This is a genomic window from Holophaga foetida DSM 6591 (assembly GCF_000242615.2).
In the GTDB taxonomy this organism is placed as follows: Bacteria; Acidobacteriota; Holophagae; order Holophagales; family Holophagaceae; genus Holophaga; species Holophaga foetida.
In genome coordinates this window covers 1,318,215-1,331,893 of record NZ_KI912268.1, presented here as the reverse complement: position 1 = coordinate 1,331,893, position 13,679 = coordinate 1,318,215, and the positions used below count along the sequence as shown (strand labels likewise).

Annotated in this window: 16 protein-coding genes; 11 read left to right on the top strand and 5 right to left on the bottom strand. The window is 62.6% G+C overall.

The genetic code is table 11. The features are described 5' to 3' along the window. The first annotated feature begins 7 nt into the window (after nt 1-7). The 4 genes from HOLFODRAFT_RS0205685 (at nt 8) to HOLFODRAFT_RS0205670 (ending at nt 2,270) form a co-directional block, all read left to right on the top strand. Entirely contained in the window at nt 8-403 is a 396-nt protein-coding gene (locus HOLFODRAFT_RS0205685; protein WP_005036733.1) for a hypothetical protein, read from the top strand. Further along, nucleotides 388-849 (top strand): MarR family winged helix-turn-helix transcriptional regulator, encoded by a 462-nt coding sequence (locus tag HOLFODRAFT_RS19665; protein WP_005036734.1) that lies wholly within the window; start codon nt 388-390, stop codon nt 847-849. Before HOLFODRAFT_RS0205685 ends, HOLFODRAFT_RS19665 begins: the two co-directional genes overlap by 16 nt. A gap of 98 nt (nt 850-947) precedes the next feature. Next, nucleotides 948-1,391 (top strand): VOC family protein, encoded by a 444-nt coding sequence (locus HOLFODRAFT_RS0205675; RefSeq protein WP_005036736.1) that lies wholly within the window; start codon nt 948-950, stop codon nt 1,389-1,391. 42 nt (nt 1,392-1,433) lie between these two features. Next, entirely contained in the window at nt 1,434-2,270 is an 837-nt protein-coding gene (locus HOLFODRAFT_RS0205670) for a hypothetical protein (RefSeq protein ID WP_005036737.1), read from the top strand. Between the two features lie 59 nt (nt 2,271-2,329). On the opposite strand, the gene HOLFODRAFT_RS19660 is transcribed toward HOLFODRAFT_RS0205670, so the two are convergent. After that, nucleotides 2,330-3,148 carry a menaquinone biosynthetic enzyme MqnA/MqnD family protein gene (locus HOLFODRAFT_RS19660; RefSeq protein WP_052572484.1) on the bottom strand — a complete coding sequence of 273 codons (819 nt, stop codon included), beginning with the start codon at nt 3,146-3,148 and terminating at the stop codon, nt 2,330-2,332. Between the two features lie 118 nt (nt 3,149-3,266). On the opposite strand from HOLFODRAFT_RS19660, the gene HOLFODRAFT_RS0205660 reads away from it, so the two are divergent. Both HOLFODRAFT_RS0205660 and HOLFODRAFT_RS0205655 read left to right on the top strand, forming a co-directional pair. After that, nucleotides 3,267-3,830 (top strand): hypothetical protein, encoded by a 564-nt coding sequence (locus tag HOLFODRAFT_RS0205660; RefSeq protein WP_005036739.1) that lies wholly within the window; start codon nt 3,267-3,269, stop codon nt 3,828-3,830. Nucleotides 3,831-3,944: 114 nt separating this feature from the next. Then, the gene (locus tag HOLFODRAFT_RS0205655) at nt 3,945-4,511 is read left to right on the top strand and encodes a hypothetical protein (RefSeq protein ID WP_005036740.1); all 567 of its coding nucleotides are present in this window, start codon (nt 3,945-3,947) and stop codon (nt 4,509-4,511) included. Between the two features lie 48 nt (nt 4,512-4,559). Here HOLFODRAFT_RS0205655 and speD read toward each other — a convergent pair whose 3' ends face one another. Together speD and HOLFODRAFT_RS0205645 are read right to left on the bottom strand one after the other, a co-directional pair. Beyond that, nucleotides 4,560-4,940 (bottom strand): adenosylmethionine decarboxylase, encoded by a 381-nt coding sequence (gene speD / locus HOLFODRAFT_RS0205650; RefSeq protein WP_005036741.1) that lies wholly within the window; start codon nt 4,938-4,940, stop codon nt 4,560-4,562. Then, on the bottom strand, nt 4,940-6,121 hold the full coding sequence (locus HOLFODRAFT_RS0205645; protein ID WP_026939075.1) for a class I SAM-dependent RNA methyltransferase: 1,182 nt from the start codon (nt 6,119-6,121) through the stop codon (nt 4,940-4,942). Before HOLFODRAFT_RS0205645 ends, speD begins: the two co-directional genes overlap by 1 nt. A gap of 79 nt (nt 6,122-6,200) precedes the next feature. Here HOLFODRAFT_RS0205645 and HOLFODRAFT_RS19655 point away from each other — a divergent pair, with 79 nt between their 5' ends. From HOLFODRAFT_RS19655 to cobB, 5 genes are all read left to right on the top strand, one after another. Then, on the top strand, nt 6,201-7,910 hold the full coding sequence (locus HOLFODRAFT_RS19655; RefSeq protein WP_052572483.1) for an HD domain-containing phosphohydrolase: 1,710 nt from the start codon (nt 6,201-6,203) through the stop codon (nt 7,908-7,910). Nucleotides 7,911-7,994: 84 nt separating this feature from the next. Further along, entirely contained in the window at nt 7,995-8,471 is a 477-nt protein-coding gene (gene fabZ / locus HOLFODRAFT_RS0205635; RefSeq protein WP_005036744.1) for a 3-hydroxyacyl-ACP dehydratase FabZ, read from the top strand. Next, complete coding sequence (gene lpxA, locus HOLFODRAFT_RS0205630; RefSeq protein WP_005036745.1) at nt 8,471-9,259, top strand: acyl-ACP--UDP-N-acetylglucosamine O-acyltransferase; 789 nt, start codon at nt 8,471-8,473, stop codon at nt 9,257-9,259. Before fabZ ends, lpxA begins: the two co-directional genes overlap by 1 nt. A gap of 118 nt (nt 9,260-9,377) precedes the next feature. Then, nucleotides 9,378-10,292 carry a GTPase Era gene (era, locus tag HOLFODRAFT_RS0205625; protein WP_005036746.1) on the top strand — a complete coding sequence of 305 codons (915 nt, stop codon included), beginning with the start codon at nt 9,378-9,380 and terminating at the stop codon, nt 10,290-10,292. Next, nucleotides 10,292-10,993, top strand: coding sequence for a Sir2 family NAD+-dependent deacetylase (cobB, locus tag HOLFODRAFT_RS0205620; protein ID WP_005036747.1), 702 nt, complete (start codon nt 10,292-10,294; stop codon nt 10,991-10,993). Before era ends, cobB begins: the two co-directional genes overlap by 1 nt. A gap of 3 nt (nt 10,994-10,996) precedes the next feature. Here cobB and HOLFODRAFT_RS0205615 read toward each other — a convergent pair whose 3' ends face one another. Together HOLFODRAFT_RS0205615 and HOLFODRAFT_RS19650 are read right to left on the bottom strand one after the other, a co-directional pair. Then, nucleotides 10,997-12,034 (bottom strand): sensor domain-containing diguanylate cyclase, encoded by a 1,038-nt coding sequence (locus tag HOLFODRAFT_RS0205615; RefSeq protein ID WP_005036748.1) that lies wholly within the window; start codon nt 12,032-12,034, stop codon nt 10,997-10,999. 54 nt (nt 12,035-12,088) lie between these two features. After that, nucleotides 12,089-13,501 carry a sigma-54 interaction domain-containing protein gene (locus HOLFODRAFT_RS19650; protein WP_005036751.1) on the bottom strand — a complete coding sequence of 471 codons (1,413 nt, stop codon included), beginning with the start codon at nt 13,499-13,501 and terminating at the stop codon, nt 12,089-12,091. Nucleotides 13,502-13,679 lie beyond the last annotated feature (178 nt).

Here is a 13,679-nt window from a genome sequence, read left to right as displayed (position 1 = left end):
CCGATCCATGATGTTTGAATCCGAGAAGCGTCCAGAAGACTACATCCGTGAAGGGGCCAAGTTCGTCTCCGGGGTGGTGAACCCGGAGGGGGCTGAACGCTTCACAGCAGAACTCCTCTATCAGAGGGTGCTGCTGGGGCTGGAGTCCATGCTCTACGGTCAGCTCGTGAATCGAGGTGTCCAGCCCTTCAGTCACAACGCTGCTGGCCTGGCGGCAGAGTTCCAGCGCCTTGAAGTCGCTGACGAGCTCTTCTGTCTCAACTTGGTGGCCTTCAGTAAGATCCAGAACATGGACAGCCAGCGTCCCAGTTCTGAGACACCGTTCCCCCTCGGTGTGGACGAGGTCCGGGCCCAGGCACGGCGCATTCTGGAGGTCCTGGGACCTACTTGTGGCATCATTTAGGTGTGATCAAATACCTTCTCTTCGATTCCTTTGCCTTCAATCTTGCGAGAGTGGCCACAGCGGCTACCAATGCCATGGCCCGTCGTTTGGCTCCCTATGACATCACCCCTGTGCAGTGGGGCGTGCTGGCAGGCCTCAAAGAAAAGGATGGCGTGACGCCAACCGAGCTCATGCTTGACCTGGAGCGGGATCTGCCCTCCACCCTTCGAGTCATCTGGAAGCTGGAGAAGAAGGGCTTCGTGCGCCGGGAGTGCAATCCTGCGGATCGTCGTTCCTACATTGTCCATCTGACTCCGGAGGGGCGGGCCCTGTGGGAACGCTTGGTGCCTGTCGTCCTCCAGCTCAACCAGGATGCGTACGGCCATCTGGATCCAGCCTATGTGGAACAGGTAAAGCAGACTACGTTGGAATTACGTACAATTTATGACTCAATGCTAAAGGAATAGAATTGCAGGTTTCCGGGGATAGCTGTATTCTGGGGCCACATACATGTCGCGACACTTAAGATCTTGACTCTGACCCTCCCCCGAAAAGGAGAAAAAGCATGGAATCCTCCTGTGGTTGTGAGCAGAACCTGCCATCGACCTTCCCCATCAAGCCTCTGCACGGGGGGATCAGTGTGGCCGATATGGATGCCTCCATCGCCTGGTACCAATCCATGCTGGGCTTTCAGCTTGTCTCCAACAAATTCATTCCCCCGCTGAAGGCCAGGGTCGCTTTCCTGGAACGGGACGGCTGGAGTCTTGAGCTCTTTGAGCACACCGAGTGCAAGCCGCTTCCGGCTGATCGCCGCACCCCCAACCTGGACATTCAGACCCAGGGCTTCAAGCATGTGGCCTATGCCGTCGAAGACCTGGCAGCGGCCATGGCCGAGCTGAAGGCGAAGGGTGTGGATGTCGCCATGGACCTCTTCCCCATGGAAGGCGATCAGGTCGCTTTCATCCGGGACAACACGGGTAACCTGGTCGAACTCATCCAGCAATCCTGAATTTTGAATAACTTTCACCCCCCCCAATAAGGAGGCATCACGATGACCGTCGAATTCTGCCCCATGCGTAGTCTCATCTACGTGGGCCTGTCCAAGGAAAAGTACCGCCATCTCCTTCAGAACTGGCTCTACCGCATCCACATTCCGGACAGCATCTCCCAGTTCGGTCCCTACGTGACCAAGTACGCCTTCTACAACGCCCTGCCGGTTCCCCCCGAAGGCGAGCGCTTCGGCACCATCAAGATGCAGCTGACCGAGCACTACTGGCAGTGCAATCCCTTCCAGCAGGCCGTTGCCGTCAAGACCTTCAAGGAGGTCTTTCCCATCGACGTGCTGCGCTGGCAGGGCAACATGCCCGACGAGTCCGATGGCGCCGTGGAGCTGGAGGGCGATGAGGCTCGCTCCGCCAAGGGCGGCCAGGGCGCCAAGCCCTTCATCTTCGCCTTCGTGCCCCTCTGGTGGGAAGAGGACATCAAGGGCAAGATGCGCACTATTGCCGACGGTCCCAACTACCGCTGGCAGTTCGTCATGAAGTACCCCGAGGGCGTCAGCCAGGAGCAGGGCGACAAGTGGTTCCTGGAGGAAGTGGCCCCCGCCTTCGCCGCCATGCCCGAGGTCAATCGCATCCTCAGCAGCAAGATCATCCAGAACGTTAACGGCTGCTCCTTCAACCGTGTGGTCGAGATGTGGTTCGATGGTCCCGATGAGTGGTATGCCGCCGCCGTGACCAAGGCCGCCGCCCTGCCCAAGCCCACCTGGGCCAAGCAGGACAAGTTCCCCTTCTTGGCCTCCGACTACGAGTTCGCCAGCGTCTTCCTCACCGACTACGCCACCAGTGACAACCTGAGCCAGTACCGCGGCTACATCACCCTTCGGTAGACCGGCTGCACTTCCGGCGGCGACGTTCCCTCGTGGGTGTCGCCGCTGTCTTTGTACAGCTACAGGAAGCTCAACGGCTTCTCCTGTGGGGCCAGTCCGTGGCGCACGGCCTTTTCGTAGAAGAGGGCGAGGCCCTCCCGCTCCCGGGCTCCCAGGCTGTAACTGATGTTCTCGGTGAAATATTCCCGCAGCTCCCCGGCGGTCCAGCCCACGGAACGGCGAGCCTCTTCCACCAGCACATCCAGGTTCGCCCGGCCCATCTCAAGACTCCGGTGGAAGAAGGGGCCCACGCCGCCCGGGGTGGGCAGCTCCGGGGCCCCGCTCCGGACGGTCCACAGGGCGAAGACGAAGGGGAGGCCCGTCCAGGCGTGCCATTCCTCCGCCAGGTCCATGACCAGCAGGCCCTCCTTATTGGCCCGCATGGCGCCGTCGCCGATCATGACGGCGGCATCGCAGTGCGCCAGCATGGCGGGGAGTCCCGGCGCCATGTCCTGCACCTGGGGATCAAGCCCATAGCGCTCCCGGAGCAGGATCTGCACCAGGGCCACGGAACTGCGGGAGGAGGTGTCCAGGGCCACGGTGCGGATCTGCTCCGTGGGGACCTTGGACATGAGCAGGACGCTGCGGACCCGCCTGGGGGAGGCGATGCAGAGGCCCGGCACGATCTTCAGATCGGGGATCCGCAGATACTCGATGGAACTGACGAGAGCGGCGTCCACTTCACCCGCGCGCAGTCGATCCGCGCACACCGCGGGCACATGGAACTTCATCTGGAAGACGTTTTCGCCCAGGCCTCGCTTGAATCCATAGTTCAGGGGCGCCGCATTGAGGTAATCAATGATGGAAACGCGGAAGGGAAGGGGCGCAGGTCCAGTCATGCTTTCCATTGTTGCACCTTAGAAGGTGCAACGGCCAACGCTGAAGATCCGGTTTTCTATGGTCAGGAGGTGTCGACTTCGATAAACTCTAATCCCAGCCTGTCTTTGGAGATCTACCATGCGCTACGCACTGCTTGGCCTCGCTCTGGTGTCCGCCGCGACCCTCTCCGCCAGCGACAATGAGCTCAATCTCTTGGTTTCCAAACAACTGACCCGGGACTACTCAAGCTACAGCACCGACCAGCCTGTGGGTGTGACCCTCCGCTACGGTCGGGATCTGATTGGCCTCGGCCCCGCCCAGCTCCAGCTCCAGGCTGGCTATCACAGGCAGACCACGGCTGACTTCAAGAGTGGCTCCACTACTGGCGAATTCAAGAACACGGGTTACAGTCTTGGACTCCAGGCCCAGTGGCGCATGGGGGTTGTTCTGGGTGCGGGTGCTGAGGTGAGGGCCGAGCGCCTTCAGGCCACCACTCTTGGCAGCACCACCCAGATCCGCCCCTGGTTGACTGGCCGGGTGGGCTTCAGCATTCCCCTCCCCCTGGTGCAGCCGGTCGTCGGACTTGAAGTTGCCATACCCATGACCAATAAAAGCGCCGACTCCATTTCCAATAATGAGGATGTGCTCAAGCGCCTCTCACCCAACTTCGAAGTCAGCGTCTACGGCGGCGTCCGCTTCTAGACTCTGCACTTCTTCTGTCTGCCAGGACGCGAAAGCGTCCTGGCATTTTTTTTGGACGTTTGAAGCCTCAGACCTATACTTGAATGCACATTCGTTCAAACGGAGGAATCGATCATGCGTCCCACACTGATCGGCTTTGTGCTGGTTTCTGCGGCCACTCTTTCCGCCAGTGACAATGAACTCAACCTTATTGTGTCCAAGCAGATGACTCGGGACTACTCGGCGGCCAACATCACGACCGAGCAGCCGGTGGGCATCTCCCTCCGCTACGGCCGTGACTTGGTGGGCCTCGGTCCCGCTCAGCTCCAGCTCCAGGCGGGCTATCACGCCCAGACCACCGCTGACATTGAGCAGAATGGTTCCACGGGTGAGATGAAGAACACCGGCTACAGCCTCGGCCTCCAGGCCCAGTGGCGCATGGGCGTGGTCCTGGGGGCTGGCGCTGAGCTTCGGGCCGAGAAGCTCAAGATGGCTGGGATGGAAAGCACCACCCAAGTGCGCCCCTGGATCACGGGCCGTGTGGGGTTCAGCATGCCTCTCCCCCTGGTGCAGCCGGTCTTCGGCCTGGAGGTGGCGCTGCCCGTGACCAACAAGAGCGGGGATGCCAACAACGACGAAGATCTTCTCAAGCGCCTCTCCCCCAACTTCGAGGTGAGCGTCTACGGGGGAATCCGCTTCTAGCGTGGTGTCAGATCCGCTCTGAGTGGTCTGCACTTCACTGGGACACCACTAGGCTTCCGGCTTGTGCCTCAATTCCGGCAGCCGCAGTATCCCCCGCCTCAATTCCGTGGCGCTGCCATGCCCGGCCCCCAGGGACTCCTTGAGGAGGTCGAAGGCCTTCCATGGGTCCACGGTTTCGCCGCAGGTGAAGATATCGGCGGCGGCATAGCCGTACTCGGGCCAAGTGTGGATGGCCAGGTGGCTCTCGGCGATGATGACAACCCCGCTTACGCCCAGGGGCTTGAAGTGGTGGAAGTTGTGGGCCACTACAGTGGCGCCGCTGGCCTCGGCGGCCGCGAGCATGGCCTGGGCAATGTGGTCCAGGTCCGAGAGGCGCTGGACATCGCATCCTGTGAACTCAGCAAGGACATGGCGGCCCAGGGCTTCCATCAGGCCATCCTCCTCCGGAGGATCCCCACGCATTCGACGTGGATCGTGTTGGGGAAGAGGTCGACGGCAGCGAGGTCCACCAGTTCCCATCCTTCGGAAAGGCGCTGGACGTCGCGGCAGAAGGCCGCGCCATCGCAGCCCACCAGCACCATCCGGTCAGCCCCGGCCTCCAGGAGGCGGGCCACCACGCCGGGCGCAAGGCCCGCCCGGGGGGGATCCACCAGGATGCCGTCACCGGGCTCGCCCAGACGGGCGGGTAACCAGGCCTCCACATCCTCAGCCACGCACTGGGCGCTCAGGCCCTGGGCTTCCATATTCTTCTTGGCCCAGGCCACCGCGGCTTCGTCGGCTTCCACCAGGACACGCTGGCTGAACCGGTCTCCGAGCAACCCGGAGAAGAGTCCCACGCCGCCGTAGAGGTCAAAGAGGGTGCTGCCCTGGAACTCCCAGTCCTTCAGCAGGTCCTGGAAGGCTTCCATGGCCCAGGGGGCGCAGACCTGGAAGAATCCCCCGGCCCGGTGGGCCCAGGTGCGGCGGCCGAAGGTGTGGCGGATGGGATCTTGACTGGAATGCCAGCCATCGGGTTCGAGGGTCCAGGTCCGCCCGTTCTCTGCGATGGCATAGACTTGGCCCGCGGGGGTGCCGGTGGCCAGTTCCCAGCGCTGGGCGCGGGTCGGAAGCATGCGTTCCTTCAGGGCCTCCTCCATGCGGGGCAGGGCCTCTGAAAGGCAGGGAGCCGCAACCGGGCAGCTCTTGATGGGCACCACCCGGTGGCTCTGGCGCTGGTGGAAGCCCAGGCAGCTCCCGTCCCAATGGAGCTGGATGCGGTGTCGGTGTGTGTTCTCAGGGGCTGGAAGCCATCGCCATTCCTTGGCGGCGGGCAGCTGGCGCCGGAAGAGATCCTCCACCATCTGGCGCTTCAGTTCCGGGGCCTGCCGACCGGCTTCCCACAGATCGCAGCCACCGCATTCCAGGGCCACGGGGCAGGCCGCCGGGATCCGTTTCGGATTGGCGCTGATCCAGCGTTGGACCACGCCCTCGCCGTGTCGGGGCTTCCAGATCACCTGGGCCACGACCTGCTCGCCTGGGAAGATGGCCAAAGGAGCTGATAGCAATAGGATGCGACCATCATCCATCCGGGCCATGCCCTTCCCGCCCCAGGCCAGTCGCTCGATTTTCACAGAGCATTCCACACTGGCCGATAGATGGGTCCGGTAGACTGTTCTGGACTCCTTGGAACTTTCTTTTTTCGGCTTGCCTGTGCGACTCACTGTTGTGATCCCCCTCCAGTACCGTAGCAGCCTCGAAGGTCACCTGGGGCGGGAGCTGCGTCAGATCTTGCACTGGATCCCCGAAGCCCCGGCGGATGTGGTGGTGGGGTCCCCTGGGGAAGGTCGGCTCGCCCAGTGTACCGCATGGCCCGGAGAGGCAGGGGCCCTTGCCTTGCTGGAAGCGGGGTATCAGCGGCTCCGGGATCAGAGGGACATGGAGCGGCTCCACGAGATTGGGCGGGCCCTGGCTTCGGAGCACAACCTGGATCGCCTTCTGGATCTCATCCTGATCCAGGCCAGGCGCCTTCTGGACGCCGAAGGCGGCTCCATCTATCTGGTGGTGAGTGGCGGCGGAGGCAGGGAACTCCTCTTCGCCCATACCCAGAACTCGCGGATCAGCCTCCCCTTCCATCGTTACCGGATGCCCATCTCCACCCAGTCGATGGCGGGCTTCGTGGCCACCACCGGGGAATGTCTTAATATCCCGGATGTATACGAGATTCCGGTCGAGGCCCCCTATCACTTCAATGACAGCTTCGACTGCCAGGCTGGGTACCGCTCCACCTCCATGCTGGTTGTTCCGCTTCAGGACACCGAGGGGGAAGTGCTCGGGGTGCTCCAGCTCATCAATCGGGTGGAGGAGGATGGGGAGATCGTCCCCTTCCTTTCGCAGCATGTGCGCCTGGCCCAGAGTCTGGCTGGGCAAGCGGGGGTGGCCGTCAAGAACGCCAGTCTCCGTGAGGATATCGAGCGGCTTTTCGAGGGCTTTGTGAACGCTTCCGTTCTGGCCATCGAGCAGCGGGACCCCGTGACCAGTGGTCACTCGGGAAGGGTGGCGGCCCTGACGGTAGGCTTGGCGGAAGCCATCAATGCCACCCCTGACGGCCCCTTCGGGGAGCTCTGCTTCAACGAACGCCAGCTTCGGGAACTCCGTTATGCCAGCCTTCTCCACGACTTCGGGAAGGTCGGGGTTCGTGAACAGGTGCTGGTCAAGTCCAAGAAGCTGGACCCCGGTCGCCTGGAGCTCCTTCTCCACCGTCTTCGTCAGCGTCAGGAGGAACGGATGCTGGAGACGCTCAAGGCCGAATGGGCTGCGGGGCGTGCCTTCCGCAAGGCGTTCTGGGAAGAGACCCTGCGCAGCTTTCAGGCGGAAACGGATCGTCTCGTCTCCCTGGTGCAGCGGTCCAATGAGCCCACTGTGCTCCCCCAGGAGGTAGCGGATCTGCTCGGAACCCTGGGCGGTCTGCAATACACCCACTGGAATGGAGCCGTGGAGCCGATCTTCCAGCCTCAGGATCTGGCCTGCCTTGCGATTCCCAAAGGGAGCCTTTCGGAGGAAGAGCGTCTGGAGATCGAGAGCCACGTCACCCACACCTTCCGATTCCTGCAGCAGATCCCCTGGACCCGGGATCTCTCGGATGTTCCCGAGATCGCCTACGCGCACCACGAGCGACTCAACGGGCGGGGCTATCCCAGGCAGATCACGGCCCCGGAAATTCCCATCCAGAGCCGCGCCATGTCCATCGCCGACGTATTCGATGCTCTCACGGCCCAGGATCGGCCTTACAAGGCCGCAGTGCCTCTGGACCGGAGCCTGGCCATCCTGGAACTGGACGCAGTGGCCGGGCACCTCGACAAGGATCTGCTGAAGCTCTTTGTCGACGCCAAAGTATACGAGCGCACGGTGCGGCGTTACTGAGCCTAGGGCACGACCCGGCACCAGAGAGCTCCCCCCTCGTTCATGACTGGGTGGCTATGCCAAAATAGCCTCTTGGAGAACCTCATGACCGAGAGCCCTGACCGCACGCCCAATAAGATCGATCTGCTGGGGATCATGGAGCTGCTGCCCCATCGCTATCCCATCCTCCTGGTGGACCGTATCCTGGATTTCGAACCCGGTCAGTGGATCCGCGGCGTCAAGAACATCTCCATCGGCGAGCATGTCTTCCAGGGGCACTTCCCCAAGCAGCCCGTCTTTCCGGGGGTTCTCATCGTGGAGGCCATGGCCCAGACCGGCGGCTGCCTCATCATGCAGAACATCCCCAACCGCGCCCAGAAGGTCATCTACTTCATGGCCATCGACAACGTGAAGTTCCGAAAGCCCGTGACGCCTGGGGACCAGTTGGTGATGGAGGTCAAGGCGGTGAGCGTGAAGGGCAAGATCTGCAAGATGCGGGGTGAGGCCTTCGTGGATGGCCAGAAGGCCGCCGAGGCGGACTTCATGTGCATGCTGATGGACGTGCCCGGGGAGAAGGCTTGATGAGCATCGAGATCCATCCCTCCTCCGTGGTCAGCCCCAAGGCTGACCTGGCTGACGGCGTGGTGATCGGGCCCTTCTGCGTTGTGGAGGAGGATGCCCGGATCGGACGGGGCACGCGCCTGCGCAGCCATGTCGTCGTTGGGCCCCACACCGAGATCGGCGAGGACAACGTCCTGTACCCCCACTGTGCCGTGGGCATGGACCCTCAGGACCTGAAATACCAGGGCGGGGCCACCCGGCTGGTGGTCGGCAACCGGAACACCATCCGGGAAAACTGCACCCTTCACCGCGGGACCGAGCACGGTGGCGGCATCACCCGCATCGGGGACGACAACCTCATGCAGGTGGGCGCTCACATGGGTCACGACTGCCAGGTGGGCAGCCAGTGCATCCTGGCCCATCAGAGCAGCCTGGCTGGCCACGTGAGCGTCGGCGACGGGGCCATCATCGGGGCCTACTCCGCTGTCCATCAGTTCTGCCGGGTGGGCAACCACGCCTTCACCGGGGCCTATACGGTGCTCACTATGGATGTGCTGCCCTTCATGAAGACCGTGGGTACCCGGGAGGTCAAGAGCTACGGGGTCAACACCCTGGGGCTTCAGCGCAAGGGCTTCCCCCAGGAGACCATTGAGGCCCTCTCTCACGCCCATCGCGTCCTCTTCCGCAGGCAGCTCCGTCTGGAGGAGGCCCTGCAGAAGCTGGACGAGGAAGGGGCTGGAAAGGTGCCGGAAGTGGCCTACCTTCTCCAGTTCATCCGGGAGGCTGAGCGCGGTATTCACCGGGGGTGAACTCCCGGGTCGCGGAACAAGGGCGCAGATGCCAAAAGAGATAATTCTTCTTTCGGCTCCGCGCCCTTCGCGTCTCCGCGTGAGATAATTCCCTTTTCTTCGTTTTCTAAGGATCTTCATGTCTGATATTCACCGCTATGCCTCCGTCGCCCTGGTGGGCCTGCCCAACTCGGGCAAGTCCACCCTTCTCAACGCCCTGGTGGGGGAGAAGGTGGCGGCCGTGAGTCAGATGCCCCAGACCACCCGGGGGCGCATCCTGGGGGTGGTCCAGCGGGGGGCGACCCAGCTGGCCTTCCTGGATACCCCGGGTGTCCACAAGGCCGAGCATGCTCTCAACTTCCGCATGCTCCAGCACGTCGACACCGTCCTGGCGGACGCCGACCTGATCCTCTGGGTGGTGGATGCCGACGGCTTCCTCGGGCCCGGGGAGAAGGAGCTGGCCAAGCGTCTCAAGGGTGCCCAGCAGCCGGTCTACCTGGTGCTCAACAAGATCGATCTGGTCTCCAAGGGGCGTCTTCTGGAAAAAATCGTAGCCTACAAGGATCTGCTGGAATTCCGGGAGATCCTCCCTGTGGGGGCCAAGCTGTCCCAGAACCTGGAACCCCTCTGGGCCACCATGGAGCGGGATGCCCCCGAAGGCGAATGGCAGTTCGACGACGAGACCTTCACGGACCAGACCGAGCGCGGCATGGCGGCCGAGTTCATCCGGGAGAAGGTCCTCCGCAAGACCAAGGAGGAAGTGCCCCACGGGGTGGCCGTTGTCATCAGCCGCTGGATCGAAGCCGGACATGATGACTTCCCCGAGGATCTGGACCCCTCCGGACTCTATCTCGAAGTCGAGATCCTGGTGGAGCGGCCAGGCCACCGCAAGATCCTCCTGGGATCGGGCGGGGAGATGATCCGGGACATCCGCCAGAGTGCCCAGCGGGAGCTGAAGAAACTCCTCCAGCGCCCCGTGCGCCTGGACCTTCACATCAAGGTGGACGAAGGCTGGCGGGATCGTCCCGACAAGCTGGACCGCCTCGGACTCTGATGGGCAAGGTGCATCCTTCCGTCGTCATCCTCACCGGCGCTGGCATCAGCGCCGAGAGCGGCCTGCGGACCTTCCGGGCCTCCGATGGCCTATGGGAGGAGCACCGCATCGAGGATGTGGCCACTCCCGAGGGCTTCGAGCGGGATCCCGAACTGGTGCAGAACTTCTACAACGAGCGGCGACACCAGCTCAAGACGGTTGTGCCCAATGCAGCCCATCGGGCCCTGGCGGAGCTGGAGCAAGGTTGGCAGGGGGATTTCCTCCTGGTGACCCAGAACGTGGATGACCTCCATGAACGGGCCGGGAGCCGCTCCCTGATCCACATGCACGGCGAGCTTCACAAGGCTCGCTGCCAGCGCTGCCATGGCGTCTTCCGCTGGGAGGCTGACCTTGGAGCCATGACCCCCTGTCCGAGTTGCGGTGCCCATGGGGAGTTGCGGCCCCACATCGTCTGGTTCGGAGAGATGCCGCTGGAGCTGGACCGCATCGGGGAGGCCTTGGAGCGCTGCAGCCTCTTCCTGGCCATCGGCACCTCGGGGAATGTCTATCCGGCGGCGGGCTTCGTGCGCATGGTGCCTCGCCAGGCCCGGCGCATCGAGCTGAACCTGGAGGCCTCGATGGTGGCGGGTGCCTTCCCGGAGCATCGCACCGGACCGGCTTCGGAGACGGTGCCGGAGCTGGTCCGGGAACTCCTCGGCTGATCGCTACTCTGCGACGCCCGCATTCTCCATTACCCAGACCTCCGGCGCTCCGGAAGCCTGCTTGAGGGCATCCTGGGCGCGGTGGATGGCATGGCTGGCCGTGAAGTCCTGGCGGTCCGGATCGTGGGATGGATTCCACAGGGTGGCCCCCATGGGGATGTCCCCGATGCGGGCCCGGATGCGTTCCAGGAGAATCTGGGCCCCGTCCTGGGGGGTTCTGGGCAGGAGGAGGAGGAACTTGTCGTGGCCCATGTCCACGAGCAGGTCCTCTCCCCGCAAGGCATCGGCCACGGTCTTGAGGTGCTTGGCGGATTCCTTCGTCAGGGGGAGGTCCCAGCGGGCTACGCTCATGCACTCGCCCCGGCGTCGGGCCAGGTAGAGGTTGGCCTTGAGCCAGATGTCGAGGTAGTGGAGGTTGGGGAGGCCTGAACTGTGGCATTCCAGGGCGCTATCCTCTACCACCGCGGTGGTGAGGTCCAGGGCGTCCCGGGTCATGCGCAGTTCCTGCTTCAGCGTTTCCACTTCAAGGGTCTTGCTGAAGAGATTGGCCATGGCGTTGACCATGGCGATCTCGGCCCGGCTGAAATTCTTGGGCTGGGTGCTCTGGACGTTCAGGGTGCCGATGATCTTGCCCGTCTGCCGGAGGGGGGCGCCGATGTAGGCCCGGATGCCCAGCTTCTTCCATCCGCTGTGGTTCTTCCATCGGGGGTCCAGGGTGGCATCCCGGATCACCAGGGTGCGCGTCGGGTTTTCCAGCACCCTCGGGCAGTACCCATCGCTCACCTGGTGGATGCTCGGATCTGGGTTTTTTCCATCCGATGTCGCCCACCAGAAAGCCTCGAAGCCAAGGTCGCCAAGGCGGGTCATCACGGCCCGCTCCACCCCCAGCTGCTGTACCAGGAGTTCCAGGCCGTGGCAGAAGAGTTCGCCTGGGTTCGGGAAGGCCCTCTCCACCAGATCACCCAGGGCGCTGAGGTGATCTGTCCGAAGGCCGTTCTCTTTGAGGCGGACGTGCTTTTCCGTGCGGTGGAACTTGGTCATGCAAGCCTCGGTGTCGTCCCCAATGTTCGGTCGCCGAGAGGGTCCCGCCAGGGGTCAGGCCTGAGATTTCCGGATCTGGACCCCATGCTTGCGGATCTTGCTGTAGAGCGTCGTGCGGCTCACTCCCAGTCGCTTGGCGGCCAGGGAGAGATTGAAGTTGTGGTGTTCCAGTGCCTCCAGGAGGGCGTTCCTTTCGGCCCGCTCCAGGGAGGATGACGGGTGCGTCTCGATGGCAGGGAGCTCGCCTTCCAGGCGATCCGCCAGAACCTGGCGCACGTCCTCCGGCGAGATGTCCCGATCCGACTCCAGGACGCTCAGCCAGGTGAGTACATTGCGCAGCTCCCGGACGTTCCCAGGCCAGTGGTAGCTCATCAGGACTTCCATGGCACCTGAAGAGAGGGTCATGTTGAGGTCGGCCTTGAGGATCAGGTGCCTGGCCAGAAGGGGAATGTCCTCCTTCCGCTCGCGCAGGGGGGGGATGCGGATCTCTGCCGTGCTGAGACGGTAGTAGAGATCCGGGCGGAACTTTCCGCTCTTGCAGCTCTCCTTGAGCTCGTGGTTGGTGGAGGCGATGACCCTCGCGTTGAGAGGGAGGATCTTGGTGCCGCCGATGTGCTCGTACTCCCCCTCCTCCAGTACCCGCAGGAGCTTGCTCTGGAGGCGGAGGTCCATGTCGCCGATCTCGTCCAGGAGGATGGAACCCCCGGAGGCCAGCTCGAACTTGCCCTTCTTGGCGGCCACGGCTCCGGTGAAGGCGCCCTTCTCGTGGCCGAAGAGCTCAGATTCCAAGAGTTCGTTGGGGATGGCGGTGCAGTTGATTTTCACGAAGGGGCTGAAGGTGGAGCCCAGATTCTCCGAGTGGAAGGCGCTGGCCAGGATCTCCTTGCCGGTGCCCGTCTCCCCCAGGATCAGGATGGGATGGACGTGCTTGCGGGCCACGTTGCGGCAGTGGGTGATGAGCTTCCGGGTGACTGCACTATCCCCGATGAAATCGTCGAAGGTGTAGTTGGAATCGATGCGGGCCACGGCGTTGTAGATGTCCAGGCTCTCCCCGCCCTGGCTTTCGTTGAGGCTCGCGATGATTTTCTTCAGGCCGCTCATGCTCCGGAAGAGCAGGGCGCCGATGGCCCCGATCACTTCGCCCTTCCAGAGGACCGGGTAGATGTCCGACATGCACTTGCGGCCATTGATCACCACCAGGATGCCCCGCTCTGCCCGGCCGGTGGCCAGGACCTTCCGGAAGGGGGTCGTGGGGTCCAGGAAGCTGATGTGCCTGCCGGCGGCCTCCTGCTGGGACTTGCCCACCATCTCCGCCGATTTTCGGGTGTTGAAGAGGATGGTTTCGTTGGTATCAACAATGATTGATGCATCAAATACAACTTCGAGGAACTGATCAAGGAGGCCGCCTCGGGTCTTCAAGTCCTCCAGGCTGAGTTCGAAGTGCATTCGGGGGCTTCCCTTGTCCATGGGGGGATTTCCTGACTGGTTCTAGGGTTGATTTCTAAAAATGAACATGTCTAGTTTACACATGTTCAGAATTATTTCAGGTGCCCATGAAGACTTTTTGTAACGTTTTTTTAAATAATTACAAAATATGCAAGTTAGGTCTTCTCGTGGCATTGGCATGGATTCTGCCATAAAGGAG

Bases quoted from the DNA above. Each gene is read 5' to 3' on its own strand.
- HOLFODRAFT_RS0205675 (WP_005036736.1), top strand. From the start codon at position 948: ATGGAATCCTCCTGTGGTTGTGAGCAGAACCTGCCATCGACCTTCCCC.
- HOLFODRAFT_RS0205615 (WP_005036748.1), bottom strand. From the start codon at position 12,034: ATGACCAAGTTCCACCGCACGGAAAAGCACGTCCGCCTCAAAGAGAAC.
- HOLFODRAFT_RS0205655 (WP_005036740.1), top strand. From the start codon at position 3,945: ATGCGTCCCACACTGATCGGCTTTGTGCTGGTTTCTGCGGCCACTCTT.
- speD (WP_005036741.1), bottom strand. From the start codon at position 4,940: ATGGAAGCCCTGGGCCGCCATGTCCTTGCTGAGTTCACAGGATGCGAT.
- HOLFODRAFT_RS19660 (WP_052572484.1), bottom strand. From the start codon at position 3,148: ATGACTGGACCTGCGCCCCTTCCCTTCCGCGTTTCCATCATTGATTAC.
- HOLFODRAFT_RS0205670 (WP_005036737.1), top strand. From the start codon at position 1,434: ATGACCGTCGAATTCTGCCCCATGCGTAGTCTCATCTACGTGGGCCTG.
- cobB (WP_005036747.1), top strand. From the start codon at position 10,292: ATGGGCAAGGTGCATCCTTCCGTCGTCATCCTCACCGGCGCTGGCATC.
- HOLFODRAFT_RS0205660 (WP_005036739.1), top strand. From the start codon at position 3,267: ATGCGCTACGCACTGCTTGGCCTCGCTCTGGTGTCCGCCGCGACCCTC.
- HOLFODRAFT_RS0205685 (WP_005036733.1), top strand. From the start codon at position 8: ATGATGTTTGAATCCGAGAAGCGTCCAGAAGACTACATCCGTGAAGGG.
- era (WP_005036746.1), top strand. From the start codon at position 9,378: ATGTCTGATATTCACCGCTATGCCTCCGTCGCCCTGGTGGGCCTGCCC.
- fabZ (WP_005036744.1), top strand. From the start codon at position 7,995: ATGACCGAGAGCCCTGACCGCACGCCCAATAAGATCGATCTGCTGGGG.
- lpxA (WP_005036745.1), top strand. From the start codon at position 8,471: ATGAGCATCGAGATCCATCCCTCCTCCGTGGTCAGCCCCAAGGCTGAC.
- HOLFODRAFT_RS19650 (WP_005036751.1), bottom strand. From the start codon at position 13,501: ATGGACAAGGGAAGCCCCCGAATGCACTTCGAACTCAGCCTGGAGGAC.